General features: G+C 72.8%; 20 protein-coding genes. 10 read left to right on the top strand and 10 right to left on the bottom strand.

Going from position 1 to position 25,444, the window contains the following annotated elements; translation table 11 throughout:
- The first annotated feature begins 42 nt into the window (after positions 1-42).
- A complete protein-coding gene (locus GPA10_RS38345) occupies positions 43-1,803 on the top strand; it encodes a fatty acyl-AMP ligase (RefSeq protein WP_246260497.1) in 1,761 nt (586 codons plus the stop codon).
- Complete coding sequence (locus GPA10_RS38340) at positions 1,800-2,801, top strand: beta-ketoacyl-ACP synthase 3 (RefSeq protein WP_157169459.1); 1,002 nt, start codon at positions 1,800-1,802, stop codon at positions 2,799-2,801. Before GPA10_RS38345 ends, GPA10_RS38340 begins: the two co-directional genes overlap by 4 nt.
- Before the next feature lie 158 nt (positions 2,802-2,959).
- Here GPA10_RS38340 and GPA10_RS38335 read toward each other — a convergent pair whose 3' ends face one another.
- Genes GPA10_RS38335 through GPA10_RS38320 form a run of 4 tightly spaced genes read right to left on the bottom strand, consistent with a single transcriptional unit; the run spans position 2,960 to position 7,339 of the window.
- On the bottom strand, positions 2,960-4,231 hold the full coding sequence (locus GPA10_RS38335) for a class I SAM-dependent methyltransferase (protein WP_157169458.1): 1,272 nt from the start codon (positions 4,229-4,231) through the stop codon (positions 2,960-2,962).
- A gap of 45 nt (positions 4,232-4,276) precedes the next feature.
- A complete protein-coding gene (gene rfbD / locus GPA10_RS38330; protein WP_157169457.1) occupies positions 4,277-5,197 on the bottom strand; it encodes a dTDP-4-dehydrorhamnose reductase in 921 nt (306 codons plus the stop codon).
- Positions 5,197-6,180: a dTDP-glucose 4,6-dehydratase gene (gene rfbB / locus GPA10_RS38325; protein WP_157169456.1), complete on the bottom strand. Its 984-nt coding sequence runs from the start codon at positions 6,178-6,180 to the stop codon at positions 5,197-5,199. The genes rfbD and rfbB overlap by 1 nt, the downstream gene beginning before the upstream one ends.
- 13 nt (positions 6,181-6,193) lie before the next feature.
- Positions 6,194-7,339 carry a nucleotide disphospho-sugar-binding domain-containing protein gene (locus GPA10_RS38320; RefSeq protein ID WP_157169455.1) on the bottom strand — a complete coding sequence of 382 codons (1,146 nt, stop codon included), beginning with the start codon at positions 7,337-7,339 and terminating at the stop codon, positions 6,194-6,196.
- Positions 7,340-7,564: 225 nt separating this feature from the next.
- On the opposite strand from GPA10_RS38320, the gene GPA10_RS38315 reads away from it, so the two are divergent.
- Both GPA10_RS38315 and GPA10_RS38310 read left to right on the top strand, forming a co-directional pair.
- Positions 7,565-8,632, top strand: coding sequence for a glucose-1-phosphate thymidylyltransferase (locus tag GPA10_RS38315; RefSeq protein WP_058845478.1), 1,068 nt, complete (start codon positions 7,565-7,567; stop codon positions 8,630-8,632).
- A gap of 83 nt (positions 8,633-8,715) precedes the next feature.
- Positions 8,716-9,366, top strand: a complete 651-nt coding sequence (locus GPA10_RS38310) for a dTDP-4-dehydrorhamnose 3,5-epimerase family protein (protein WP_343041798.1) — start codon at positions 8,716-8,718, stop codon at positions 9,364-9,366.
- Positions 9,367-9,376: 10 nt separating this feature from the next.
- On the opposite strand, the gene GPA10_RS38305 is transcribed toward GPA10_RS38310, so the two are convergent.
- From GPA10_RS38305 to GPA10_RS38295, 3 genes are all read right to left on the bottom strand, one after another.
- Positions 9,377-10,180, bottom strand: a complete 804-nt coding sequence (locus GPA10_RS38305) for an AfsR/SARP family transcriptional regulator (protein WP_343041788.1) — start codon at positions 10,178-10,180, stop codon at positions 9,377-9,379.
- A 315-nt stretch (positions 10,181-10,495) separates the two neighbouring features.
- Entirely contained in the window at positions 10,496-11,542 is a 1,047-nt protein-coding gene (locus GPA10_RS38300) for an FAD-dependent monooxygenase (RefSeq protein WP_157169452.1), read from the bottom strand.
- Positions 11,543-11,597: 55 nt separating this feature from the next.
- Positions 11,598-12,290, bottom strand: coding sequence for a hemerythrin domain-containing protein (locus tag GPA10_RS38295; protein ID WP_157169451.1), 693 nt, complete (start codon positions 12,288-12,290; stop codon positions 11,598-11,600).
- A gap of 311 nt (positions 12,291-12,601) precedes the next feature.
- Between GPA10_RS38295 and GPA10_RS38290 the strand changes: the two genes are divergently transcribed.
- The 4 genes from GPA10_RS38290 to GPA10_RS38275 all read left to right on the top strand — a co-directional run bounded on the left by GPA10_RS38290 (position 12,602) and on the right by GPA10_RS38275 (position 17,447).
- Positions 12,602-13,618: a 3-oxoacyl-ACP synthase III family protein gene (locus GPA10_RS38290; protein WP_157169450.1), complete on the top strand. Its 1,017-nt coding sequence runs from the start codon at positions 12,602-12,604 to the stop codon at positions 13,616-13,618.
- Between the two features lie 50 nt (positions 13,619-13,668).
- Positions 13,669-14,526, top strand: a complete 858-nt coding sequence (locus tag GPA10_RS42000) for an arylamine N-acetyltransferase family protein (RefSeq protein ID WP_198351833.1) — start codon at positions 13,669-13,671, stop codon at positions 14,524-14,526.
- Between the two features lie 133 nt (positions 14,527-14,659).
- The gene (locus GPA10_RS38280) at positions 14,660-15,688 is read left to right on the top strand and encodes a Gfo/Idh/MocA family protein (RefSeq protein WP_157169449.1); all 1,029 of its coding nucleotides are present in this window, start codon (positions 14,660-14,662) and stop codon (positions 15,686-15,688) included.
- A gap of 520 nt (positions 15,689-16,208) precedes the next feature.
- Positions 16,209-17,447 (top strand): IS701 family transposase, encoded by a 1,239-nt coding sequence (locus tag GPA10_RS38275; RefSeq protein ID WP_246260495.1) that lies wholly within the window; start codon positions 16,209-16,211, stop codon positions 17,445-17,447.
- Positions 17,448-17,775: 328 nt separating this feature from the next.
- On the opposite strand, the gene GPA10_RS38270 is transcribed toward GPA10_RS38275, so the two are convergent.
- Positions 17,776-18,291, bottom strand: coding sequence for a MarR family winged helix-turn-helix transcriptional regulator (locus tag GPA10_RS38270; protein WP_058845486.1), 516 nt, complete (start codon positions 18,289-18,291; stop codon positions 17,776-17,778).
- Positions 18,292-18,424: 133 nt separating this feature from the next.
- On the opposite strand from GPA10_RS38270, the gene GPA10_RS38265 reads away from it, so the two are divergent.
- On the top strand, positions 18,425-20,146 hold the full coding sequence (locus tag GPA10_RS38265; protein ID WP_157169448.1) for an MFS transporter: 1,722 nt from the start codon (positions 18,425-18,427) through the stop codon (positions 20,144-20,146).
- A gap of 179 nt (positions 20,147-20,325) precedes the next feature.
- Entirely contained in the window at positions 20,326-22,266 is a 1,941-nt protein-coding gene (locus tag GPA10_RS38260; protein WP_157169447.1) for a helix-turn-helix domain-containing protein, read from the top strand.
- Between the two features lie 155 nt (positions 22,267-22,421).
- Here GPA10_RS38260 and GPA10_RS38255 read toward each other — a convergent pair whose 3' ends face one another.
- Together GPA10_RS38255 and GPA10_RS38250 are read right to left on the bottom strand one after the other, a co-directional pair.
- On the bottom strand, positions 22,422-24,602 hold the full coding sequence (locus GPA10_RS38255) for an MMPL family transporter (protein WP_157169446.1): 2,181 nt from the start codon (positions 24,600-24,602) through the stop codon (positions 22,422-22,424).
- A 66-nt stretch (positions 24,603-24,668) separates the two neighbouring features.
- Positions 24,669-25,433, bottom strand: a complete 765-nt coding sequence (locus GPA10_RS38250; RefSeq protein WP_058845488.1) for a cytochrome d ubiquinol oxidase subunit II — start codon at positions 25,431-25,433, stop codon at positions 24,669-24,671.
- Between the last annotated feature and the right edge of the window lie 11 nt (positions 25,434-25,444).

Genomic DNA, 25,444 nt, shown 5'->3' with positions numbered 1-25,444 from the left:
GCCCGTTCACCCTTCGCATTCCACTCGGGGAGCTGACCCAAGATGACCATCGCCGTCCGTGTCCGCCCGCACCCGCGGGACCTCACCGCGGGCACCCTGCCCGACATGCTGAGACTGCGCGGCCGCGCGCAGCCCGACAGGACCGCCTTCGTGTTCCTGACCGCGGGCGAGCAGCCCGGCACCCCCCTCACCTACGGCCGACTCGACGAGGCGGCGCGGGAGCGGGCCGCGGTCCTGCGCGCCGCCCGCCTCGCGGACCGCCCCGTGCTGCTCGCCTACCCCGCGGGCCTGGAGTTCGTGAAGACCCTCTTCGGCTGCATGTACGCCCGCAGCGCCGCCGCCCCCGTCCAGGTGCCGAGCCGGGCGCGGGGCCTGGAGCGGCTGCGCGGGATCGCCGACGACGCCGGTACCACGACCGTCCTCACCTGCAAGGAGGTGCGCGACGACCTGCTGGCCCGGTTCGCCGGATCGCCGCACCTCGACGGGCTCACGCTCCTCGCCACCGACGAACCGCAGCCCCTCGCCCCGGACCCGGAGCCCGGCCCGGCCCCGACGCCCGCGGACACCGCGCTGCTCCAGTACACCTCGGGCTCCACCGGCGGCCCCAAGGGAGTGATGGTCACCCACGCCAACTTCGTGCACAACGTCCTGGAGACCGAGGCGCTCTGGCCCACCGGGCCCGACGGCGTCTTCGTCTCCTGGCTGCCGCACTTCCACGACATGGGCATGCTGTTCAACATCGTCCTGCCGGTGTGGACGGGGCGTCCCTCCCACGTGATGGCGCCCGAGGCGTTCATCCGCCGCCCGCTGCGCTGGCTTGAGGCGCTCTCCCGGTACCGCGGCACCCACTCGGCGGCGCCCAGCTTCGCGTACGAGACCTGTGTGCGCGACGCGGCACGGCACGGCGTGCCCGCGGGGCTCGACCTGTCGTCCTGGCGGGTCGCGGTCAACGGCGCCGAACCGGTGCGCCACCAGGTCGTCGAGGACTTCGGCCGCGCCTTCGCCGCCGCCGGTTTCGCGCCGCGCGCGATGTGCCCCGCCTACGGCCTCGCCGAGAACACCCTCAAGGCCACCGGCACCCCGCCGGGCCGCGAGCCCACCGTGGTGTGGGCCGACCCCGAGGCGCTGCGCGAGGACACCCTGCGCGTCCGCGCCCCGCACAGCGGCGGCAGGCCGCTCGTCGGCTCCGGCGTGCCGGTGCTCGACGCCCGGGTGCGCGTCGTCGACCCGGCGACCGGCCGGCCCCGCGCCGACCGCGAGGTCGGCGAGATCTGGCTCGGCGGGCCCAGCGTCGCCGCCGGGTACTACCGCAAGGCCGCGGCGACGGCCGAGGTGTTCGGTGCCCGCGTCGCCGGCGACGAGGCGGCGGGCCCCTTCCTGCGCACCGGCGACCTGGGCTTCCTGCACGACGGCGAGCTGTTCGTCACCGGACGCGTCAAGGACGTCATCATCCGCAAGGGCCGCAACTTCTACCCCCAGGACATCGAGCTTGCCGTGGAGCGCACCGACGCCCTGCTGCGCCCCAACTGCGCCGCCGCGTTCTCCGTCGACGACGGCACGAGCGAACGCCTGGTCGTCGTCGTGGAGGCCGACGGGCGGGTCCTGCACGCCACGGACCCGCAGGAGTTCGGCCGCCGGATACGCGAGGCCGTGCACGACGGGCAGCGCCTGCACGTCGACGACGTGGTCGTGGTGCGGCGCGGCTCCCTGCCCAAGACGTCCAGCGGCAAGGTGCAGCGCCGCGCCTGCCGCACGCGGTACCTGCGGGGCACGCTGAGCCCGGCCGTGGGGCGTGCGTCATGAGCCGGCCGCTGCGCGTCGCCGACCCGAGCCCCGGCTCCCGCATCCTCGGAGTGGGCTCCTACCTGCCGACCCGCGTCGTGGAGAACGCCGTGATCGCCCGAGCCATCGACTCCACCGAGGAGTGGATCACCCGGCGCACCGGCATCACGAGCCGCCGCCACGCGGGCCCCGGCGAGACGATCGTGGCGATGGCCGCCGAAGCCTGCCAGAAGGCCCTCGCCGCCGCCGGGGTGGACGCGGACAGCGTGGACATGGTGCTGCTCGCCTCCATGTCCGACCTGGAGCAGTCGCCCCCGGCCGCCCCGCGCGTCGCCCACCTCGTCGGCGCGCGGAGCGCCGGCGCCATGGACACCGGCGCCGCCTGCGCCGGCTTCTCCTACACCCTGGGCGTGGCCGACTCGCTGGTGCGCTCCGGGGCCGCGCGCCACGTCCTCGTCGTCGGCTCGGAGCGCATGAGCGACATCGTCGACCCGCACGACCGGAGCACGGCCTTCCTGTTCGGGGACGGGGCGGGCGCCGTGGTCGTCGGCGCCTGCGACCGGCCCGGCATCGGCCCCGTCGCGTGGGGTGCCGACGGCGGCAAGGCCGGTCTGCTCGCGCACGAGAGGTCCTGGCTCGCCGTCCGCGACGTCCCGCACCCGTGGCCGACGATGCGGATGGACGGGCCCAAGGTGTTCCGCTGGGCCGTGCACAGCGTGCCCGCGACCGCCCGCAGGGCCCTCGACCTCGCCGGTCTCGCCGCCGCCGACCTCGACGCGTTCATCCCGCACCAGGCCAACCTCCGCATCGTCGACGGCATGGTGAAGGACCTCGGCCTGCCCGACGACGTGGTGGTGGCCCGCGAGATCGTCACCCTCGGCAACACCTCGGCCGCCTCCATCCCCATGGCCATGGAGCGGGTCCTCTCCCTCAACTCCCTGCCCACCGGCAGCCGCGCCCTCCTCGTCGGCTTCGGAGCGGGCCTGCTGCACGCGTCCCAGGTGGTCGAACTCCCGTAACCCGCACGGCCCGTGCCCCCGCCCCGCCGCGCGCCCGCGGCGGGGCGGGGGCACACGCACGCCCGCCGGTCACGCCCGCCGCGACGCCGCCCCGGAACGCGCGCGGGCTGCCCACCCCCGGGCGCGGGGTGGACAGCCCTGCCCTGTGGCCCGAGGGCTCACAGGTCCTCGGCGGAGACGATCCTCGGCTCGGGCACGGGCACGATGAACCGGCCCCCGCTCTCCAGGAACGCGCGTTCCTTGCGCAGGATCTCCTCCGCGTAGTTCCAGGCGAGGAGCAGATAGACGTCCGGCGGGTGCTGCGCGCCGTACGCCGGGGAGTGGATCGGTATGTGGGCGCCGGGCTGCAGCTTGCCCTGCTTCAGGTCGGTGGTGTCGACGCAGAACTCCAGGTCGTCGGAGCCGAGGCCGCACACGCCGAGCAGGGTGTTGCCCTTGGCGGGCGCGCCGTAGCCGGCGACCCGCAGACCGTCCGCGACCAGGCCCCGCACCAGCGGCGGCAGCGTCTTGCGGATGTGTTCCACGCGCCCCGCGAAGGCGGTGTACGTGGCGTCGTCGAAGAACCCGGAGTCGCGCTCCAGGCGCCGCAGTTCGGCCACCGCGGGCCGCTCCTGCCAGGACGCGTCGTCACGCCCGGCGAAGACGATGATCGAACCGCCGTGCACGGCCGCGCGCTCCACGTCCACGATCCGCATGCCGTGCCGCTCGAACAGCGTCGACAGCGTGCTCACCGCGTAGTACGAGAGGTGCTCGTGGTAGATCGTGTCGAACTCGTTGTGCTCCAGCATGTCCAGGGCGTACGGGACCTCGATCGCGAACACGCCCTCCGGTTCGAGGAGTTCGCGCACGCCGCGCACGATGTCGCCGACGTCGTCGATGTGCGCGAACACATGGCGGCCGAGGACGAGCCGGGCCCGCCCGTACTCCTTCGCGATCCGCGCGGCGGTGGCCGCCGAGAAGAAGTCCGGCAGCGTCTCGACACCGGACCCGGTGGCGATCGCCGCGAGGTCGCGCGCCGGGTCGACACCCAGGATCTCCATGCCGAGGTCGCGGAAGGCGGCGAGCTGCTGGCCGGTGTTGCTGCCCATCTCGACGACGAGGCCGCCCCGCGGCATCGCGAACCGGCCGACGCACAGCTCGGCGATGGCGCGCATGTGCCGGGTGATGGTCTCGGAGTCGGAGGTGACGTAGAAGTACCTGCGGTACAGCACCTCCGGGTCGACCGTGTGGGTCAGCGACATCAGCCGGCACGACCGGCAGGAGACGACGCCGAGCGGATGGCGCGGCTCGTCGTCGAAGGAGTCGGCCGGGTCGAGGTAGCTGTTGGCGAGCGGCAGCGGTCCGAAGGAGACGACCTCCTGCCAGTCGGCTCCGCCGCACACCCGGCAGGCCTCGACCTGGCGCGCCGGGTCCCTTGATTCCTCGCTCATGTTCCAACCTTTCGCAGGGGAGTTGGTCCGCCGCGTGGCCCGGCCTCAGCGCCGGGCGGAGCGGACAAGACGGGTGAAGGCGGTCTCGGGCCCCTCGTCGGGGCCGGGCGGCAGGGTGTCGCGGAGCATGTCCTGCCAGTGCGCCAGGGGCGCGAGGCCGGTCAGCGCCCAGCGGTCCTGCCCGAGCACCGCGTACGGGGGCCGGACGGCCGGGGTGGGGAAGTCCGCGGTGGCGCAGGGGCGGACGCGTGCGGGGTCGATGCCGAGGCGGGCGAGCAGGGCACGGGCGAACCCGAACCAGGTCGTCTGCCCGGCGGCGGAGCCGTGGTAGATCCCGGCCGCGGCGCGGCGGCACAGCGCCCGCCTGCCGAGTTCGACGAGCCGCACCGCGAGCGCGCGGGCGCTCGTCGGCTGTCCGTACTGGTCGTCGACGACGTGGAAGGTCTCCTCGGCGGCGAGACGGTGCAGGATCTTCCTGACGAAGTTCGTGCCGTGCCGGCCGTACAGCCAGCAGGTGCGCACCACGTAACCCGTGTCGGGAAGGACCCGGGCCACCGCCCGCTCACCGGCGAGCTTGCTGCGGCCGTAGGCGTTGAGCGGGCCGGTGGCGGCGTACTCCGGGTACGGGAACGCGTTCCGGCCCGCGAACACATGGTCCGTCGAGACATGGATCAGGGGGACGGCGGCGGCCGCGCAGGCGGCGGCCAGGTCGCCGACCGCCGCGCCGTTGACGGCGAGGGCCTCGGCCTCGTGGGTCTCGGCGAGGTCGACGGCCGTCCACGCCGCGGTGTTGACGACGATGTCGTGCTCGGCGACCCGGGACCGCACCGCGCGGGAGTCGGTGATGTCGAGGACCGCCCGGGTCGCGCCGGTCACCCGGGCGGTGGGGTCCTCGGCCAGGACGGCGAGCACCTCGCGGGCGAGCATGCCCGCGGCCCCCGTCACCAGCCAGTGCTCACCGCCCATCAAGCACCGACCACGACCTTCTCGGACGTGGAGCCGCGGGACTGCCACCAGTGCGGGTTGTCCCGGTACCAGGCGACGGTGTCCGCGAGGCCCGCGTCGAAGGCCACCCGCGGGGCGTAGCCGAGCTCGTCGCGGATCTTGTCGGTGGACAGGGCGTAGCGGCGGTCGTGGCCCTTGCGGTCCGGCACCCGGCGGACCGCGTTCCAGTCCCGGCCGCAGGCGTCCAGGAGCCGGTCGACCAGCTCGGCGTTGGTCAGCTCGGTGCCGCCGCCGATGTGGTAGATCTCCCCGGGACGGCCCTTGTCCAGGGCGAGTTCGACGCCCCGGCAGTGGTCGGTGACGTGCAGCCACTCCCGTACGTTGTCGCCCTTGCCGTACAGCGGCACCTGCTCGCCCCGCAGCAGCCGGGTCACGAACAGCGGGATCAGCTTCTCCCAGTACTGGTAGGGGCCGTAGTTGTTGGAGCAGCGGGTGATCACCACGTCCAGGCCGTGCGTGCGGTGGTAGGAGAGCGCGAGCAGGTCGGACGCCGCCTTGGACGCCGAGTACGGCGAGCTGGGGTCGAGCACCTGGTCCTCCGACCACGCGCCGGTGTCGATGGAGCCGTACACCTCGTCCGTGGAGACATGGACGAACCTGCCCACGCCGTGCTCGACCGCGGCGTCGAGGAGGACCTGGGTGCCGTGCACGTTCGTGGTGACGAACGGCGTGGCACTGGCGATCGACCGGTCGACGTGCGACTCGGCCGCGAAGTGGACGACGGCGTCGTGGCCGGGCACGATCCGCCGGACCGCGTCGGCGTCACGGATGTCGGCGTGGACGAAGTCGAAGGCCGGCGACTGGGCCACAGGCGCCAGGTTGGCCAGGTCGCCCGAGTACGTGAGCGCGTCGAGCACGGTCACCCGGTCCGTGCGGCGGGTCAGGAGCCCGCGCACGAACTCGGAGCCGATGAAGCCCGCGCCGCCGGTGACGAGAATGCGCATCGTCTGCCGCCGCTCAGCCCGCGACCGCGGCGACCAGGCGCTCCGCGACCGCGGCGGGCAGCGGCAGGCCGTGGATCTCCCGGCGGACCTCCGCTGCGCACTTGCGCAGCGCGCCGTCGTTCAGGAGCGCGTCGACGTGCTCCGCGGAGATCTCCTCGTGGCGTACGTTCAGCCCGGCGCCGCGCGCCGCGACCCGCGCCGCGCTCTCGGCGCGCTCGCCCTGGTCGGGCATGAGGATCTGCGGCAGGCCCGCTTCGAGGGCGGCCAGCGTGGTGCCGGAGCCGCCGTGGTGGATGAGGCCCGCGCTCCGGCCGAGCAGCAGATTGAGCGGGACCCAGCCGGCGAGGCGGGCGTTGTCGGGCAGCGTCGGCAGCGAGGAGGTGTCGATGTCGCCGAGCGCGAGCACGAATTCGGCGTCCGTGCCCGCGGCGAGCTCGATGACCCGGTCGAGCGGGCCGAGCCCGCCGAAGCCGGGCGCCGTGGTGCCGAGGGTCACCGTGATCCGCGGCCGCTCGGACGGCGTGTGCAGCCACTCGGGCACCACACCGCCGCCGTTGTACGGCAGGTGCCGCAGCGGCCAGGCCGCGCCGCCGGTACCGCCGTCGCCGGCGACGCTCGGCGGGGCGATGTCGATGGTGTGCAGGACCTCGGGGAGTTCGGCGTCGTGCCGCTCGAAGCACTCGGCGTTCCACTCGCGCAGGTCGCGGGTGTAGCGGCCGGTGTGCACGAAGCCGTAGCCGTGCTCGAACGCGGGGACGCCGACCTTGCCCGCGGCCAGCAGACCGCCGATGCCGAGGGAGGAGAAGACCACCGCGTCGGGCTGCCACTCCTGGGCGACGGCGACGTAGCGGTCCATCATGTCGGTCTGCTGGTTCAGGAGCACGGCGTAGAAGCGCTGCGTGGACTCGAAGGACGAGTGGTCCACCTCGGCGTACGCGGCCGCGAGGTCGGGGCGGGCGGCGAACGTCTCCTGGACCATGCTGACCACGGTCCTGCCGGGGCACACGTCCTCGACGGGCAGACCGGCCTCGCGGACCGCGAGCGCGTCGCCGCCGGTGGCGTAGAGCACCTCGTGACCGGCCAGGCGCAGCGCCCAGGCGAGCGGCACGGTGGGAAAGGAATGGCCGATCCCCGGGGTCGTCGCAAAAAGAATTCTCATGATGTGTGTCTCCCTTCTGGTCCTCCATTCCCGCATACGGACAAAGGCCGGTCCATCGCCCCGCGGATAGTAAGTCAGGTCCGTCAGCGAGTTGTCAGCGAGGTGTTCTCGAAGTGTGCGGCGGGCGTCAGTCGGCCATCAGCGCCGTACCGCATGTTGGGGGCACCGCCCGATTCCGGGCGGCACGCCTCTTTCCCGGGCGCAGTGCCGAATACAGGAGTTGCCGTGAAAGGACTCGTTCTGGCCGGGGGGTCGGGCACCCGGCTGCGCCCGATCACCCACACATCCGCGAAGCAGCTCGTCCCCGTCGCCAACCGGCCGGTTCTCTTCTACGGTCTGGAATCCCTGGCCGAGGCCGGGATCACGCAGGTCGGCGTGGTCGTCGGGGACACGGAGCAGGAGATCAGGGAGGCCGTCGGCGACGGCTCACGGTTCGGCCTCGACGTGACCTACATCCGCCAGGACGCCCCGCTGGGCCTCGCCCACGGAGTGCGTATCGCCCGGGAATTCCTCGGCGACTCCGACTTTGTCATGTATCTCGGCGACAACTTCATCATCGACGGCATCGTGCCCTTCGTCGAGCAATTCCGCAGCCGTCCCGCGGATGCCCAGATCCTGTTGACCCGGGTCTCAGACCCCAGCGCCTTCGGCGTGGCCGAGTTGGACGAGCGCGGCGAAGTGCGGCGGCTCGTGGAGAAGCCGGAGTTCCCGAAGAGCGATCTGGCGCTCGTCGGTGTCTATCTCTTCACGCCCGCGATCCACCGGGCGATCGACGGGCTCGCCCCGTCGGCGCGCGGGGAGCTGGAGATCACCGACGCCATCCAGCGGCTCATCGAGGACGGCTGCCCGGTCCGTTCGTCGGAGATCACCGGCTACTGGAAGGACACCGGCAACGTCGCGGACATGCTGGAGGTCAACCGGGAGGTCCTGGAGCGGGTCGAGCCCCTCGTCGAGGGGGACGTGGACGAGGCCAGCGAGATCGTCGGCCGTGTGGTCGTGGCCCGCGGTGCCGTGGTGCGCAACTCGCGGATCATCGGCCCCGCCGCGATCGGCGCCGACTGCGAGCTGACGGACTGCTACATCGGCCCCTTCACCTCCGTCTCCGACGGCTGCCGGGTGGCCCACAGCGAGATCGAGTTCTCCATCGTGCTGCCGGAGGCCTCCATCGAGGGGGTCGGGCGGCTGCAGTCCTCGCTGATCGGCCGCCGGGCCACGGTGACCGCCGCACCCAGGGTCCCCAACAGCACCCGTCTGGTCCTCGGCGACCACAGTTCGGTGCGGCTCCCGCTCTGACGGTCGCGAAGGACGACGCACCAGAAGGACGGCGTACGGCCAAGAAGGACGACCGACGACCAGGAAGGACGACATCCATGGAGATCCGGCCGCTGGCCCTGGAAGGTGCCTGGGAGATCGTGCCCGAGGTGCACGCGGACGAACGGGGCGCCTTCCTGGAGTGCTTCAGGCCGGACCTGCTCGCCGAGGTGACGGGGCGCCGGTTCGAGGTGCTCCAGGGGAGCATGTCGACGTCCGCGCGGGGCGTCGTCCGGGGGATCCACTTCGCCGACGTCCCGCCCGGCCAGGCGAAGTTCGTCACCTGTGTGCGCGGCGCGGTGTTCGACGTCGTGGTCGACCTCAGGACCGGCTCGCCCACCTTCGGCCGCCGGCAGGCGGTGCGGCTCGACGACACCCGGCGCACGGCGCTGCTGATCGAGGAGGGGCTCGGGCACGCCTTCTGCGCCCTCACCGACGACGCGCAGATGCTGTACCTGTGCTCCGAGACGTACGCCCCGCAGCGGGAGCACGTCGTCCAGGCCCTCGACCCGCAGCTCGGCATCCCGTGGCCGGTCGCCGCGCCGGCGCAGTCCCCGCGCGACGCGGCGGCACCGCACCTGGCCGATGCGCTCGCGAAGGGGCTGCTGCCCTCGTACGAGGCGGCCCGGAAGCACCGCGGGGACAGGGTGCGGAGCCGGGACGGCGGGAACAGGGGGCGGAGTCTGGACGGCGGGAACAGCGGGCACGGTGTGTGACCGTGGCACGTCAGGCCACGGACGGCACCGACGGCACCGACGTGCGCGGTCCTGGCGGCGCGAGCTGCGGGTCGTGCCGCAGGATGGCCCGCTCGATCCGGCGCAGCAGGGGCGAGGGCTCGATGCCCAGTTCCTCGGTCAGCCGCGACCAGAGCTGCCGGTAGGTCTCCAGGGCCTCCGCCTGTCTGCCCGACCGGTACAGGGCGAGCATGAGCTGCTCGCAGAAGCGTTCGCGCAGCGGGTTCTCGGCGCACGCCTCGCGCAGCTCGCCGAGGACGTGGGCGTGGTTGCCGAGCGCCAGTTCGCTGTCGAAGAGCAGCTCCAGGGCCTGGACGCGGTTCTCGTCGTAGCGTGCCGCCGCCGAGCGGCACAGCACCCCGCCCACGTCCGCGAGGGCCGGGCCGCGCCACCGCAGCAGGGCGGCGCGCAGGGTGTCGCGGGCCCGGCCGGGGGCCTCGGGCGCGGCGGCGCGGGCCTCGCGCACCGAGCGGGCGAAGGCGTCGGCGTCCAGGGTGGCGCCGTCGAGGAGGAGCTGGTACCCGTGCGGGTCGCCCACCAGGCGGGCCCGGGTGCGCTCGGGCTCCAGGGCGTCGAGCTTCTTGCGCAGCCTGCTGACGTGTGCTTGCAGGGCGTTGCCCACACCGCCCGGCGGGTCCTCGCCCCACACCTCCTGGACCAGGGCCTCCGAGGAGACCATCCGTCCCTCGCTGACGAGCAGGGACAGCAGGAGGCTGCGCTGGAAGCTCCCGCGCAGGGTCGTCCCGCCGTGGACGGAGCGGGCCTCAAGGCGTCCGAGCACAAAGAATTCGAGCACGACGTTCTCCCCACTGCTGGGTGGGCCGGCTTCTTCGGGCGGCCCGGTGTCTCACGGTGGTCGGCTTCTTCCGCAGGCCCGGAGGCCCGGAGGCCCGGAGGCCCGCAGGCCCGGGAGGCCCCGCAGGCCCGGTGTCCCGCGGTCGGCCGGCTTCTCCCTGGCGGCCCGGTCTTCCCGGCGCTTCGGCGGCACGCCGCGCGGGCCCGGCTCCCGGAGAGCCGGACTCGCCGGGAGCCGGGCCCGCGCCGGGCGCGGCTCGCCCGTCCGACGCTAGCCGAGGCCCGCCGGCGCGTCGCCCGCGCCCGCGCGACTGTGTCAGGTGCCCGGCGCGCGCCCGCCGCGCCCGCGGTGGGCGGCGTAGGACCGGAACGCCGCGGGGAAGTCCGCGGCGTCGCAGTCCATCACGTCGCCGAGCAGGACCGCGTCGTCGACGGCCACGAAGGCGGCGGGCAGGGAGTACTGGAAGGCGGGCCTGACGGCGGCGCCGGTGAGTACCACCCGGCCCTCGTGCCAGCGGGGCGTCCGCTCCTGGTCGCACCACACCCACATGCGCCAGTCCGCGCCGCGGGCCAGCAACTCGGCGGCGGGCACCGCGAGTCCGGGAAGCCGGTCGTGTATCCGCGCGGCGGACGTGCGGACGCCCTGGACCAGGGAGCGGGCGTCGTGCGCGCAGGTGACGACGATGCCGAGACGGCTGCCCCCGGCCGGGTAGTGGACCAACTGCCAGCCGGGGCCCGCCCACAGGGTCACCGCGGTCCGCGCCGAGAGCTCGGCGATCAGGGTCTCGGGCAGGCCGTCGAACGTGACGGACGTGTGGAACGTGGCGTGCGGCGAGAGCCGTGCCGCGTCCCCGGTGAGGCGGAGTCTGACGGGGGAGCAGACGCCGTCGGCGCCGATCAGCGCGTCGCTGCGGTGCCGTTCGCCGGAGGACAGGAACACCGTCAGGCTCTCGCCGGTCTGTTCGTAGTGCACCACGGAGACGTCGTCGCGGATGCAGATCAACGGGTCGTCGCCGCACGCCTTGCGCAGCAGGTCCCGCAGGTCGCGGTCCGCCACGACAGCATGCGGCCGCCCCTGCCGCGGCCCGGCGGGCACCGAGGCGAGGGGCTCGCCGGTCACCCCGTCGAGGAGCCGCAACTCCCGTACGGAGACGGCCTGTCCGGGGCCGGGCAGGCGCACGCCGAGCCGGCCGAGCGCCTCCAGGTCGCCGGGGCGAAGATGGACCCCCGCGTCCGGCGGCACGAAGGAGCAGCGTTCCCCGAGCACCGTGACGCGGTGCCGCTGCCGGGCGACGGCGAGCGCCGCGGCGAGGCCGCCGACGCTGCTCCCCGCCACCACGACTTGGCCCATGAGGAGGGGCATCGTCACCTTTCGGGCGGACTCGGCGGTGGGGTCGTGCGGTGCGCGCGGTCGCACCTCAGGCGGTGGGCGCGGTCCAGCGCGGGACGGCACGGTACTCCGGTTCGAACTTCTGCCGGTAGGCGGCGCGCACCGGCGGCGGCAGCATCCCGAGGATCTTTTCCAGGGTGGCCTCCGGGACGTCGTCGAGCAGCCAGGCCAGATAGGCGCCCACCCGGTCGGGGCCGTTGGTGCCGATCATGAACTGGTGGTACCGGGCCCAGCCCTCGGGGCCGAGGTGCTGCTCGACCAGGGGCAGCGCCTGGTCCTCCTCGTGCTCCATGTGGGAGGCCATGGCCGTGGCGAACTCCTTGACGGCGAGTTCGAGTTCCTCGCCGCCTGCCGCGAACGCGGCGTCCACGCGCGTCTGCAGCGGGTCGATCCGGCCGTGCTCCTCCTCCATCAGGTCGAGTACGCCGAGTTCGGCCCGGACGGCGAGGTCCGTCGACGCGGAGAGCGCCTCCCGCAGCGGCGGCCAGATCGCCTCGTCCTCCCCGACGTGGTGGATGTGCAGTTCCTCCTTGATGGTCTCCCAGCCGTTGCGGACGGCCCTCTCGCCGGACCTGCCCGCCGCCACCGCGGCCTCCAGACGGCGCAGGTCGCGCAGGAAGGCGTCGTGGGTGAGGAACATCATCGTGAAGTCGACCCGGCCCGGAGGCTGGTCGCGTAAGCGCGGTCCTGTGCTGCTCAGGTCGTTGTCCGTGCTGCTCATGGCACTCCTAGGACGATTTCGGGAGGCCGCGGGGCCGGGTTCGGCGGCCACGGCGGCCGGTGCGCGGGCTGCGGCGGCCCGAGGGACGCGCACGCCTCGGTCGCTGCATCGTAGGACGGTATATCTTAGTGAGCAAGTATCTCACCTGAAAAGCTCCTTCCTCTCGAAGATTCTCCGGGGCACCTGACAGAGTCGGACACGGCCCCTTTGGCCCCGGTCCGGGGCCCTGCACAGTCGCTGAGGACCCGCACGTGCCGCTTCCGGCTCGCCACGCTCCCGGGGCGAGTCCGCGCAGAGGAGGAACGCGACTGTTGTTCACCAACCACGGAACCCAGCAGGCAGGCCCGGCCGTCGGAATCCTGGGCATCGGCTCCTACCTGCCGCCCCGCGTCATCAGCAACGAGGAGGTCGCGGGCCCCGCCGGGGTCACGGAGGAGTGGATCGTCCGTGCGACCGGCATCCACACCCGCCGTCGTGCCGGCGCGGACCAGGCCACGTCGGATCTCGCCACCATCGCCGCCCGGCAGGCCCTTGAGCGGTCGGGGCTGCGCGCCGCCGACCTCTCCCTGGTCATCGTCGGCACCACCACCCCGGACGAGCTGGTGGCCGCCGTGGCCTGCCGGGTCGCGGACGCGCTGGAGTGCTCGGTCGACACCGCGGCCTTCGACGTGAGCGCCGCGTGCAGCGGATTCCTCACCGGACTCGCCACCGCCGAGAAGTTCCTGCGCGGCACCGGCGGTCACGCCCTGGTGATCGGTGCCGACGTCTACACGCGCTTCCTCGACCCCGCCGACCGGCGCACCGTCGTCCTGTGGGGCGACGGCGCGGGCGCGGCCGTGCTCGGCCCCGCCGGGCACGGGCACGGCCACGAGATCCTCGCCACCAAGCTCCTCAGCGACGGGTCGCGGGCCGACCTGGCGATCATCCCCGCGGGCGGCAGCCGCTCACCGGCGACCCGCGAGACGGTCGACGGGATGGCGCACCACGTCCACATGGACGGCCGCGCCATCTCCCGGGCCCTCCTGGAGTGGGTGCCCGGCATGCTCGACGAGTTCCTCAAGGAGAACGACGTCGACAAGGCCGACGTGGCCCACGCCGTGCTGCACCAGGGCAACGCGAAGCTCGTCGCCCACCTCGGCGGCGTGCTCGGGCTCGACTGCGCGCGGCTGCACGCGACCGCCCCCGTCTACGGCAACACGGGATCGGCGTCGGTCCCGGTCACCCTGCACCAGGCGGAGCGCGAGGGCGCCCTCCGGCCGGGCGACCTCGTGCTGATGGTCGCCTACGGGGGCGGCATGACGTACGCCTTCACCCTGCTGCGCTGGTGACCCCGCCCCCGCCCCGCACGCCCGCACGCCCGCACGGAGGAAGGACGACAATGACCGGAGCCGACACCAACCCCAAAGTCGACACCGACACCGACACCGACGTCGACACCGATATCCACACCGACTTCGACATCGACGCCTATCTCGACCGGATCGGAGCCGAGCGGCCGAAGAGGCCGGACTACGAAGCGCTCTGCCATCTCCAGGAGCGCCATCTCATGACGGTCCCCTTCGAGACGCTCTCCTTCGCGGAGCGCGAGATACCCAACATGACGGACGAGTTCGTCTACGACAAGATCGTGCGACGCCACCGGGGCGGCGGCTGCGGCGAGCTGAACGCCGGGTTCGCGCTGCTGCTGCGGTCGCTCGGATTCCGGGTCGGCGCACTCGGCGGGCGCGTCCTGCACAACGGCCACGCGCCGTTCCGGGGCGTCCACAACGGCCATGTGCTGCTGCGGGTCGAGCTGGAGCGGTCGTACCTGGTGGACGTCGGCTTCCGCTGGGCCAGCCGCAGGCCGCTGCGGCTCACCGAGCGCGGAGTGCAGAAGGACGAGCACGGCGAGTACCGGCTCGTCCACACCCCGGAGGGCGACGTGGAGATGTTCCACGACGGCGTGCTGCGCTGGCGCGTGGAGCCGCACCCGCGGGACCTCGACGACTTCGAGACCGTCATGTGGTACTTCGCCACGTCGCCCGACGTGCACAGCGCGGGCCAGCTGTGGGCGTCCGTCGTCACGGAGACGGGCCGCGTCTCGCTGTTCAACCGGGTGCTCACCCACCACGGCGCCGGCGGCAAGGAGTCGCGGGTGCTCGCGACCGACGACGAGTTCAAGGCCGAGTTCGAGAAGTGGTTCGGGATCGCGCTGAGCAGCGTCCCGGACCTGCCGGAGTCCACGCACGGCATCTGAGGCAGCGATCCGCGGCAGCAAGGACGGAAACCGACCCGCGGCAGCAAGGACGGAAACCGACCCGCGGCGGCGAAGACGGAGACCGCGCCGCGGCAGCGAGCACAGAAAAGCGAGCACAGAAGGGGAGAACGTCATGAGCGGAAGGGTGCGGTGGGGCCTGCTTGTCACGGGGGCCTACGCGGACGTCGCGATGCGCGCGAACGCGGGCTCCCGGACGACGGAGTTCGTCGCGGTGGCGCACGACGACGCCGCGTCGGCGCGCGCCTACGCCGACCGGCACGGCCTGGCACGGGCGTACGGCACGTACGAGGAACTCCTCGCCGACGACGAGGTGGAGGCCGTCTTCGTCGCGGTCGACCCCGTGGGGCACGCCCCAGCGGCGATCCGCGCCCTGCGGGCGGGCAAGCACGTGGTCGTCGAGAAACCGCTGGCGCTGACCGCGAAGGACGCCGACGAGGTCTTCCGCGTCGCCGAGGAGGCCGGGCGCCTGTGCATGGAGGGCATCTTCTTCCGGCACCATCCCCGGACCCTGCTCGCGAAGCGGCTCCTGGGCGAGGGAGTGATCGGTGAACTCCGCTACCTCTACGCGGCCTGCACGGCCAACCTGCCGCCCGACTACTTCCGCCGCCACCGTGAGCTCGGCGGTGGCGGCCTGTTCGACCTGGGTGCCTTCACCCTGTCGGCCATCCGCTTCTTCGGCGGGAGCCCCGAGCGCGTGTACGCGGAGGAGGTGCGGCGCGACGGCGGGGCGGATCTGAACTTCTCGGCCCAACTGCGCCTGCCCGGCGACGTGCTCGCCCAGTTCGAGGTGGGCCAGGAGGTGTGCCGCGGCGACGCCCTGCACGTCGTCGGCACCACCGGCCGGTTCGTGCTCGACGACCCGTGGTTCAGCCGCGACGTCACCCACCTCGAACTGCAGCGCCAGGGGCCGCCGCCGCACGCCGACCCGGTCAGCGAGTACCTCCCCGTCGACCCCGAGGGCGCGTACGGGTGCGGCGGCACCTACGCCGTGTCGCGCATGCAGTTCGACGACGTCTCGCGGGCGGTCCTCGACGGCACCGAACCGCCCTTCGGCCGCGCCGACGCGGTGGAGCAGGCGGCGGTGATGGACGCGCTCCTGGAGTCGGGCGCGCACGCCAGGGCGGTGACGCTCGGGCGCTGAGCGCGCGCACGGGAAGAGCCGGCTCCTGCGGACGCCCGGCTGTACGACCCCCCACGGGGCCGTACAGCCGGGCGTCGCCGTTCCTGTGCCTGCGGCACACGTGCCCGTGCGTGTGCGTGTGCGTGCCTCAGCCCGAGCTCGTACGGGTGCCGGGCGCCCTGGTCGTCCGGCACCCACGGAATTGGCGGAACCTTTGCCACCGGTGTTCTCCGGGCACCACCCCCCGCCGGGAATCCGGGCGCGCGGACCCGCGGGGCACCGGCCGGCGCGTGCCCGGAAGCGGAGGCGGGGGGTCCCCCTCACCTCGGGGAGCCGGGAGGGTGCCCTGCCTACCTTGGCGACCGCGAACGGAAAAGGCAGTGTGGAGGCCGGAGTTCGGGGCCGCCGCAGGGGACCTGGCCGCCGCTCCCATCCCTCTCGCTTCTTTCCCTCGCTTCACTCCGCATTCCTCTTGTTCCTGTCATTCATCTCATTCCTCTGCTCTCTCCTCTCTCCTCTTCCAACGGTCAACGGGGGACCCATGAACGCTGTCGGTCACAGGTCTGTCCACGGTGCCGTCCAGTTCGGGAGCCGGGCGCTCACGCCCGCCACCTGGGACGAGCGTGTGTTCAACGAAATGAGCGCGGTGCTCTTCGCCTCGTTGCGCCGCAGCGACCAGCGCCGCAAGGGCGTCGACTACCTGCGCGGGCTGCTCGGGGCACAGGGGCGCAGATCGATCCGGAACATGGCGGCCATGCTCGGGGGTTCCGCCACCGAGCAGAGCCTGCACCATTTCGTCTGCAACTCCGGCTGGGACTGGATGACGGTGCGCGGAGCGCTCGCCCGCCACCTCGCCGAGCAGGCACCGCCGCTGGCGTACGTGGTGCGGCCGACGGTCATCCCGAAGGCCGGCGAGAACTCCGTCGGTGTGGACCGCAGCTATGTGTCGGAGCGGGGCCAGCTCGTCAACGCCCAGCAGGCCACCGGGGTCTGGTTCGCCTCCGAGGAGATGAGCGCCCCCGTCAACTGGCGCCTGCACCTGTCGGCCGCCTGGCTCGACGACCGCACCCGGCGCCGCCAGGCCTGCATCCCCGACGACGTGGGGGCGCCCGCGCCCGGCGGTGCGGCGGTGGAGGCGGCGGTGGAGGCGGTGCGCGGCTGGGGCCTCGCGCGGCGGCCCGTGGTCCTCGACGCCCGGCACCTCGACCTGGCGGCGGCCGTCGGGCGCTTCCGGGCCGCCGGTGTCCCGTTCCTGGCGCGGATCGGAGGCTCCCTGCACCTGGAGGCGACGGACCCGGGGCTGCGCGGCCGGCGCCCCGAGACCCGCTCCGCGGCGCAGATCATGGCGTCCGCGCGCGGCCAGGTGCGGCCCGTCCCGCTGCCCGCGTCCGGCCTCGACGGCGCGTGCGGGCTGAACCTGGCGGCCCTGGTGCGGGTGCGCCCCTCGCAGGCGGCGCGTCAGTTCGCCGGGCCCGGCGAACTGACGCTGCTCGGCGTGGGGGAGGGGCGCGGGCAGTGGCCCATGGAGCTGTGGCTGACCGACGCGACGCAGGCACGGGCCCACACCCTGGTGCGGCTGACCAAGCTCACCCGGCGCGTGGAGCACGACTTCCGCGAGACCGCCGACCGCCTCGGCATCCGCGACTTCACCGGCCGCTCCTACGGCGGCTGGCACCGCCACATGACCCTGGCCTCCGCGGCCCACGCCGTGAGCGTGCTCGGCACGGACCGGGCGCACGGCACGGCCACCGGCGCGGAGATCCACGCCGCGGCCAGCTAGGGCCTGTCGTCAGACTCCCTTCGTCGCCCGGAGGGCGGCCGCGTGGCGTCAGGTGCGTGCTCTCGGCGTGCCGGGCCCAGGCCCTCGTACTGGACGTACTTGGGTCTGGGCCCGGTGCGGCGAGAGTGCGTGCATGGCGTCACGTGGCAGGAGGGAGTCTGACGACAGGCCCTAGGTCCTGTCGTACACGGAGACGGCCCGTCCGGGGCGGGACGGGCCGTCGGTCTGTTTCCGCCTCCGCCTGAGCAAACCGCCCGAGAGCGGCTTGCCCGTGGGCGGTTTGCCCGTGAGCGGCTTGCTCGTGGGCGGCTCGCTGTGGGCGGACCGGTCACAGGTCGCGCAGGCGCGCGATGGTCCGCTCGGTGATCGCCTTGCTCTCGTGCAAGTACTTGGTGATGATGCGGAGTTCCTCCGTGCTGTAGGCGAGGCCCAGCTCGACGGCGTCCTCGATCGTCGGGCGGAACGCCTCGGCGATCTTCTTGCTCTTCTTGGCGGGGCGGACGATGACCTTGCGGCGGTCATGGGGGTCACGCTCGCGCGTCACGTACCCGTTGGCCTCCAGGCGGTCGATCACTCCCGTGACGGCGCCCGTCGTCAGATCGGTGACCTTGGCGATGTCCCCGGGGGAGACCGGGGAGTCGGCCGGAACGCTCTGGAGATAGGACATGATCCACGCGTCCGTCGGATGCATGGTGAGCGCGCGTGCGGTGGCCGCGTTCAGGGACAGGAAGGAGAGTCCCAGCTCCCGGCCCGCGACCATCACCTCCTTGAGCACCTCGTCCCGCTCCGCGTCCCCGGTGCTCTTGCCGGCGCTCTCGTGGTAGCTGCGCGGTGCCGAACTCATCTGTGTGGACTCACTGCTTGACATGACTCACGACCCAACTTACTTTCCTTAAGTCTTTGCTACCGAGATATTCTGCCCCTGAGATTCTTTACGGGTGAGGCTACAGGACGTCAGGAAAGGCTGGGAAGCTCCCATGACCGCCCCTACCGAGCAAGCCACGGAAGAAGTCCCGGACGGCACACCGGCCGCGGCGTTACAGGAGCCGGCGCCGGATCCGAAGCGCTGGTACGCGCTCGCCGTGATCCTCTGCGCGGCCTTCATGGACCTGCTCGACGTGACCATCGTCAATGTCGCGATCACGAGCATCCAGAAGGACATCGACGCCGGCTACTCCGCGATCGCCTGGATCACGGCCGGCTACACACTCGCCTTCGCCGCCCTGCTCATCACCGGCGGTCGCCTCGGCGACATCTACGGCCGCAAGCGCATGCTGCTCATCGGCCTCGGCGGCTTCACCGCCGCCTCCGTGCTGTGCGGCGTCGCGCCCGACCCGGCCCTGCTGACCGGGGCGCGGATCGCCCAGGGCGCGACCGCGGGGCTGATGATCCCCCAGGTCCTGTCCCTCATCCACGTCACGTTCCCGAGGGACGAGCGCGGCAAGGTCCTCGGCACCTACGGCGGCATCGCGGGCCTCGCGCTCGTCCTCGGCCCGGTCATCGGCGGCGTGCTCGTCAGCGCCGACCTCCTCGGCCTGGCGTGGCGGCCGATCTTCCTCGTCAACATCCCCCTCGGCGTCGTCACGTTCGTCGCGGCGCTGCTGTACGTGCGCGAGTCCAAGGCGCCCGACGCGCCGCGGCTCGACCTGGTGGGCGTCCTGATGGCCACGACGGCCGTGCTGATGCTCGTCTACCCCCTCAACCAGGGGCGCGACCTCGGCTGGCCCCTGTGGACGTTCGCGATGATGGCGGGCTCGGCCGTCGTCCTGATGGTCTTCGTCGGGTACGAACGCCGGCTGATCGCCCGAGGCGGCACCCCGCTGATCCCCCTGAGCCTGTTCCGCACCCGCAGCTTCGCCGGCGGCTTCAGCGTCAACCTGCTGTACAGCGTCGCCTACGGCACCTTCTTCCTGATGTGGTCCCTGTACATGCAGACGGGGCTCGGCTGGTCGCCCCTGCGCTCGGGCCTCACCGCGCTGCCGATGTTCCTCGGCCTGATGGTCACGGCCGCCCTCGCGGGCGACCTGCTCACCCCGAGGTTCGGGCGCAAGGTCCTCTTCGCGGGCGGCGCCCTGCTCGTCACGGGGGCGCTGTTCTTCGTCCTGGTCAGCGGTCACTACGGCCCGGACATCAGCTCCTGGCACATGGTCGCCCCGCTGTTCGTGTTCGGCCTCGGCATGGGAGCGGTGGTCGCCCCGGTGGTCGACTTCGCCCTCACCGACGTACCGCACAAGGACGCGGGCTCCGCGTCGGGCGTGCTCAACACCTCCGGCCAACTGGGCCTCGCCGTCGGCATCGCCATGGTGGCCGTCGTCTTCCTCGGCGTGCTGCCCGGACAGTCCGGCAAGGGCGTCGACGCGGCCGAACCGGCGATCCGGCACGAGCTGACGGCGGCCGGCGTCACCGACCGCGCGGCCCAGGACGACATCCTCGCGGGCTACCGGACCTGCACCGAGGACCGCCTCGGCGAGCCCGACGCGGACGCCGTGCCCGAGAGCTGCCGCGGCCTGCCCGCCGGAGTCACCGAGGGGCAGTCCACGGCGGTCCTGCGAGCCCTGGAGGACGCCGGACCCGACGTCAGGGCCGAGACCTTCGCCCGGTCCTTCGGACGCGGACTGCTCTACTCCGCCGCCCTGTTCGTGATCATGACCGTCATCATGGTCGCGCTGCCGCGGACGGCGAGGCCCCAGGAAACCTGACGGCGCCGACCGCGCATCCCGACCGCGGATCCCGGCGTTGATCGCTGCTCTGTAGACTTGCCCGATCACGTTGCACGAAGGCATGCGGGACAAGACGCAGCACGGCCCCAGCGACCCTCGCTCTGTCGCTCAGCCGCACCTTGCCGACGGAGCGTCCACTGCGCACAGCACGGAGTGTGATGTCTCAAGTCACCGCCAACTTAAGTGGCGTTCACACCTATCTGGAACTTCTGGCGGCGAGAGCGCCCCGCAGCGCGTTCAGCCGGCCCACGACGGACGCGCGGCGCGGCGGCGCCCCGCCGCACGTCCTCGACGAACTGGAGCGTGCCAAGGAACTCGCCCTGGGCATCGAACAGCGCACGACCGATCTGGACCGCCGCAAGAACGAACTGGCCGTCCTCATCGACACCGCCCGCGAACTGGCCGAGCAGGAGGACCTGGACGCGCTCCTGACGGCCATGGTGCGCCGCTCGCGGCTGCTCCTGCACTGCGACATGGCGTGGGTGATGCTCCTCGACCTCTCCGGCCAGGACAGCGTGTGCGTCCGGGCCAACGACGGGGCCATCGCCGACCGCAACGGCACGGCCCGCATCCCCGCGTGGCAGGGCCTCAGCGCCATCGGCTCCGTCGCCAGGTCGGCCGTGTGGACCGGCGACTATCTGCGCGACGACACCATCCAGCGGTCCGAGCAGGTCGAGTCCATCGTCCTGGAGGAGGGCCTCACCGCCGTCCTCGCGGTGCCGCTGCGCGTCGGTGACAACGTCGTCGGTGTCCTCTTCGGCGGCGACCGCGGCCCGCGCTCCTACACGGCCGACGAGGTGGCGCTGATGTCCACCCTCGCCGACTACGGCTCCGCCGCCGTGAAGTGGCTGCGGGCCGTGACGTGCACCCACGGCCGGGTCGCCGACCTCACCACGGAGGTCGACCGGCTGCGGGCCCGCGACCGGAGCCGGCAGCAGACCGCCGACCGCGGCGGCAGGCTCCTCGAACTCGCCACCGAGGGCATCGACACGGCCGCCTTCGCCACCGCCGTGAGCGAGGCGCTCGGCGGCTCGGTGTGGCTGCGCGGCGAGCGGGACGACGTCGTCGCCCACTCCGGCCGTCCCTGGGAGGGCGACGAGGAGGAACTCGCCGCCGCCACCTTCACGGCCCGCTCCGAGCAGCGCAACGTCGAGCTGCCCGGCGGCGTCACCGTCGCACCCGTACGCGTCAACGACCAGGACCTCGGGGCGCTCGTGCTCCGCTGCCACGAGGCGTACCGCAAGCCCGACCCGGCCCTGGTCCGCTACGCCGTCCGGGCCGCGGGCATCCTCGCCGTCCTGAACCGCAGCGGCGAGTCGGACGACCGCAAGGTCCGCGACGAGGCGCTGGAGGACCTGATCAACGGGTTGCCGTCCAGCCGCCGCTGGCATCGGCGGCTCCAGCGCCTCGGGATCGACCTGAGCACCCGGCACGCGGTGATCGTCACCCGGGTGCAGGTCGGCGACCGGCACCGGCTCTCGACGTGGGCGTCCACCTTCGTCTGGCTCCGCGGGGGCGCCAAGACGATCCACGACGGGCACCTGATCCTGCTCCTACCGCACGCCGATCCGAGGGAGGCCGCCCGGGACGTGATGCAGCGGCTCGGCGAGATGATGGGCAGGCCGGTGCCCGCGGGCGCGGCATCCGCCCACGGCGGGCCCAAGGAGCTGATCGCCGCCTATCAGGAGGCGGTGGTGTGCCTGGACGTCCTGACGGGCCTCGGCAAGGAGGACACGGCGACGCCCGCCACGGTCGACGAGCTCGGCTTCGTCGGCATGCTGCTCGGCGGCAACCGCGACATCGGGGCGTTCATCGAGCAGACCCTCGGCCCGATCATCAGCTACGACGAGCAGCGCTCCACCAACCTCGCCGCCACCCTGGAGGCCTACTTCGCGGCGGGCGCGAGTCCCACCCACGCGGCCGAGGCGCTGCAAGTGCACCCGAACACGGTGGGCCGCCGCCTGGAGCGCATCGGGCAGCTCCTCGGCCCCGACTGGCAGCAGCCGGGACCGTCCCTCGAACTCCAGCTCGCGCTGCGCCTGCACAAGGTGGGCAGGTCGCTGGACGGGCGCCCGGCACCCGGGGCACAGACCGGCTGAACCGCACCGCGGGCACCACTGCGAGCACGACCGCGGGCACGACCGCGGGCACGACCGCGGGCACGACCGCGGGCACACAAGAAGGGGCCCGGTCCCCGGCGGAACCTCCCGCCGGGGACCGGGCCCCTTCGGCGCCGTCAGCGCCGTCCGTGCCGTCAGTGCTTTTCGAGGTCGACCCTCGGCAGCACCTTCGCCAGGGGCGCCGGCAGCCACCAGGCCCGCTTGCCGAGCAGCTGCATCACGGCCGGCACGATCAGGCACCGGATGACGAGGACGTCCACGAAGATGGCCACCGCCATGCCGAAGCCGAGCTGCTGGAGCATCCGCTCCGGGCTCAGCATGAAGGAGCCGAACACCACGACCATGATGGCGCCCGCGGCGATGATGACCGACCCGGTGTGCCCGAGGCCCTCACGGACCGCGACCGTCGGATCCTTGGCGCGCTGCCACTCCTCCTGGATCCGCGACACCAGGAAGATCTCGTAGTCCATCGACAGGCCGAAGACGATGGCGAAGATGACGACCGGCAGATACGCCTCGATCGGTCCCGGCTCGACGCCGAACATCCCGTGCTGGAACACCAGGGAGATCGCGCCGAGCGCCGCCCCGATGCTCAGGAGGTTCAGGAGCGCCGCCTTCAGGGGGATGAGCACCGAGCGGAAGACCACCATCAGGAGCACCAGGGAGAGCCCGACCACGATGGCCATGAAGACCGGCATCCGGTCGGCGACCTTCGCGGAGTAGTCCTCGCTGGCCGCGGTGGCGCCGCCGACCAGATAGCGGGCGCCCGTCTCCTCGGCGGCCCGCGGCAGGACGTCGTCGCGCAACCGGTCGACGAGGTCGGAGGTGCCCTCGTCCTGCGGCGAGCTCGTCGGGAACGTCATGACCGTGGCCACGTTCGCGTCGTCCGTGGGCAGCGGCCCGGTGGCGGCGGCGACGCCCTTGGTGCCGTTCAGGGTCTTCGCGATGGCCGCGGCGGGCTTCCCGGCGCCGTTCTCGCCCTCGACGACCACGTACAGCGGGCCGTTGAAGCCCGGACCGAAGCCCTGGGACAGCAGGTCGTAGGCCTGGCGGCTGGTCGAGTCGGGCTTGTCGTTGCCCGCGTCCGTGAAGCCGAGGCGCAGACTCAGCGCCGGGAACGCCAGCGCGCAGGTCACCACGAGCCCGGCGATGAGCACGGCCAGCGGCTTGCGCTGCACCCGGGTGGCGAACGCGCGCCAGCCCGTGCCCGCCGCCGGGCGCCGCTTGGCGGCCCGCTTGGCGTCCCGCGTGGCGAACTGCCGGGCGAAGCGCTTGCCGAAGATGCCGAGCAGCGCGGGCAGCAGCGTGAGCGAGGCGAGCAGCGTCACCAGGACCGTGAGCGCCACCGAGAGCGCCATGCCCTGCAACGAGCCGAGACCGAGCGCGACCAGGCCGAGCAGCGCCAGGATGACCGTGGAGCCCGCGAAGAACGCGGTGCGCCCGGCGGAGTCGAGGGCCTTGACCGTGGCGTCCTCGTGGCTATCGCCACGGGCGAGTTCGCTGCGGAAACGGGCGAAGATCAGCAGCGCGTAGTCGATGCCGACGCCCAGGCCGACCAGCATCATCACGTACGGCGTGTAGTCGGCGATGGTGACGAAGTGCGAGGCGACCACGATCACCGCGAGCGTCGAGCCGACGGCGAACAGCGCGGTGATGATGGGCAGTCCGGCGGCGATCAGGGTGCCGAACATGAACACCAGGATGACGAGCGCGAAGACCAGGCCGATCATCTCGCCCATGCCGCCCTCGCCGGCGGCGAGCTTGCGGGCGGCGCCGCCGCCCAGTTCGGCCTGCAGGCCCTGTCCCTCCACCGTCTTGACGGCGTCCAGGATGCGTTCGGTGTCCCCGCGCGGCATGTTGGCCGAGGTGACGTCGAGGACGACCGTCGCGTAGCCGATCCTCCCGTCTGCGGAGATGGCGGCCTTGTCCTCGTAGAGGCTGCGCACCTGGGTCACCTTGGGCAGCTTCGCGACCTCGGCGAGCATCTTGTCGACGCGGTCCTGGACCGCGGGCTCGCGCAGCCCGTCCTTGTCGTGCAGCACGACCTGGAGGCTGTCGCCCGTCTTGGTCTCGCTGCTGCGGTCCAGGAGGTCGGATGCCGCCTGCGACTCGGTGCCGGGCAGCGTGTAGTTCTCGCGGTAGTCGTCGCCGCCGGACGCGGCGCCCCAGACGCCGACGAGCACGACGACCCACAGGGTCAGCGCCAGCCAGCGGCGGCGGTGCGCGAACCGGGCGGTCCGGGCGAACACGCCGGGCCTCGCGGGTGGCGAGGCACCCGCCTCCCGGCTGTCGAGGGGCTTCTCGGTCAGGGCCATGTGACTCTCTCCCGTACGGGTGCTGGATGGGCAAGGTGAGCAGGACAGAAGGGGCAGGGCGACGCGTCAGAACAGCGACGTCGGCTGGAGGCCGCCGCCGCGGCGCACCAGGCGCCACAGCCACAGGTGGGCGCCCGCGAGCAGCGGCAGGACGACCAGGGACACCGGCACCAGGAGCTTCAGGGAGGTGTCGCTCGCCGCGTGCTCGGACAGCGGGAGCCGCGCACCGGCGAGGACCGCCAGGGTGGCGATCACCACCGAGGTCAGCGCGAAGGGGTACCGGGCGCGCCCGGTGAGGCGCAGCGCGCGCTGGAGCGGCGCGCCGGTGAGCCGCAGCGTGGCGAACGCCAGGCCGTGGGCGAGGAAGAGCAGCAGGACGAACAGCGTGGTGAGCGCGCCGAGGCCGGGCGAGGTCGGCTCGGTCGGGGAGTCGTTGAGCAGGGAGGCGAGCACCCAACCCCAGCTGCCCGCCGCGACCCAGCTGCCGCCCGCGACCAGCCAGTCCGCGGCGGCGGGGCCGCCCGTGACGCGCCACCACAGACCGGCGTCGCGCACGACCCAACCGGCGACCAGCGGCACGAAGACCGGCAGCAGCCCGCTGAGGACGTCGCCCTCCAGCTCGGGGAACGCGCCGATGAAGACTCCCACCGACGCGACCAGCCAGACCTCGTTGGCCAGGAACAGGGGCGCCATCGTGGAGGTGACGTGCTGTCTCTCGTCACGGCCGCGGCCCAGGTAGGGCGCGAGCATGCCGAGCCCGATGTCGGCACCGCCGAGGACGAAGTAGCCGGCGAAGAAGAAGCCGAGCAGGGTGGTTGCGAGCGTGTCCATGAGCGTGGTGC

This window comes from Streptomyces typhae (assembly GCF_009755605.1).
Taxonomy (GTDB): domain Bacteria; phylum Actinomycetota; class Actinomycetes; order Streptomycetales; family Streptomycetaceae; genus Streptomyces; species Streptomyces typhae.
The sequence above is the reverse complement of the archived record's forward strand: the minus strand, read 5'-3'. Positions and strand labels throughout refer to the sequence as shown.

Bases quoted from the DNA above. Each gene is read 5' to 3' on its own strand.
- GPA10_RS38345 (WP_246260497.1), top strand. From the start codon at position 43: ATGACCATCGCCGTCCGTGTCCGCCCGCACCCGCGGGACCTCACCGCG.
- GPA10_RS38340 (WP_157169459.1), top strand. From the start codon at position 1,800: ATGAGCCGGCCGCTGCGCGTCGCCGACCCGAGCCCCGGCTCCCGCATC.
- GPA10_RS38335 (WP_157169458.1), bottom strand. From the start codon at position 4,231: ATGAGCGAGGAATCAAGGGACCCGGCGCGCCAGGTCGAGGCCTGCCGG.
- rfbD (WP_157169457.1), bottom strand. From the start codon at position 5,197: ATGGGCGGTGAGCACTGGCTGGTGACGGGGGCCGCGGGCATGCTCGCC.
- rfbB (WP_157169456.1), bottom strand. From the start codon at position 6,180: ATGCGCATTCTCGTCACCGGCGGCGCGGGCTTCATCGGCTCCGAGTTC.
- GPA10_RS38320 (WP_157169455.1), bottom strand. From the start codon at position 7,339: ATGAGAATTCTTTTTGCGACGACCCCGGGGATCGGCCATTCCTTTCCC.
- GPA10_RS38300 (WP_157169452.1), bottom strand. From the start codon at position 11,542: ATGCCCCTCCTCATGGGCCAAGTCGTGGTGGCGGGGAGCAGCGTCGGC.
- GPA10_RS38295 (WP_157169451.1), bottom strand. From the start codon at position 12,290: ATGAGCAGCACGGACAACGACCTGAGCAGCACAGGACCGCGCTTACGC.
- GPA10_RS42000 (WP_198351833.1), top strand. From the start codon at position 13,669: ATGACCGGAGCCGACACCAACCCCAAAGTCGACACCGACACCGACACC.
- GPA10_RS38280 (WP_157169449.1), top strand. From the start codon at position 14,660: ATGAGCGGAAGGGTGCGGTGGGGCCTGCTTGTCACGGGGGCCTACGCG.
- GPA10_RS38275 (WP_246260495.1), top strand. From the start codon at position 16,209: ATGAACGCTGTCGGTCACAGGTCTGTCCACGGTGCCGTCCAGTTCGGG.
- GPA10_RS38270 (WP_058845486.1), bottom strand. From the start codon at position 18,291: ATGAGTTCGGCACCGCGCAGCTACCACGAGAGCGCCGGCAAGAGCACC.
- GPA10_RS38265 (WP_157169448.1), top strand. From the start codon at position 18,425: ATGACCGCCCCTACCGAGCAAGCCACGGAAGAAGTCCCGGACGGCACA.
- GPA10_RS38260 (WP_157169447.1), top strand. From the start codon at position 20,326: ATGTCTCAAGTCACCGCCAACTTAAGTGGCGTTCACACCTATCTGGAA.
- GPA10_RS38255 (WP_157169446.1), bottom strand. From the start codon at position 24,602: ATGGCCCTGACCGAGAAGCCCCTCGACAGCCGGGAGGCGGGTGCCTCG.
- GPA10_RS38250 (WP_058845488.1), bottom strand. From the start codon at position 25,433: ATGGACACGCTCGCAACCACCCTGCTCGGCTTCTTCTTCGCCGGCTAC.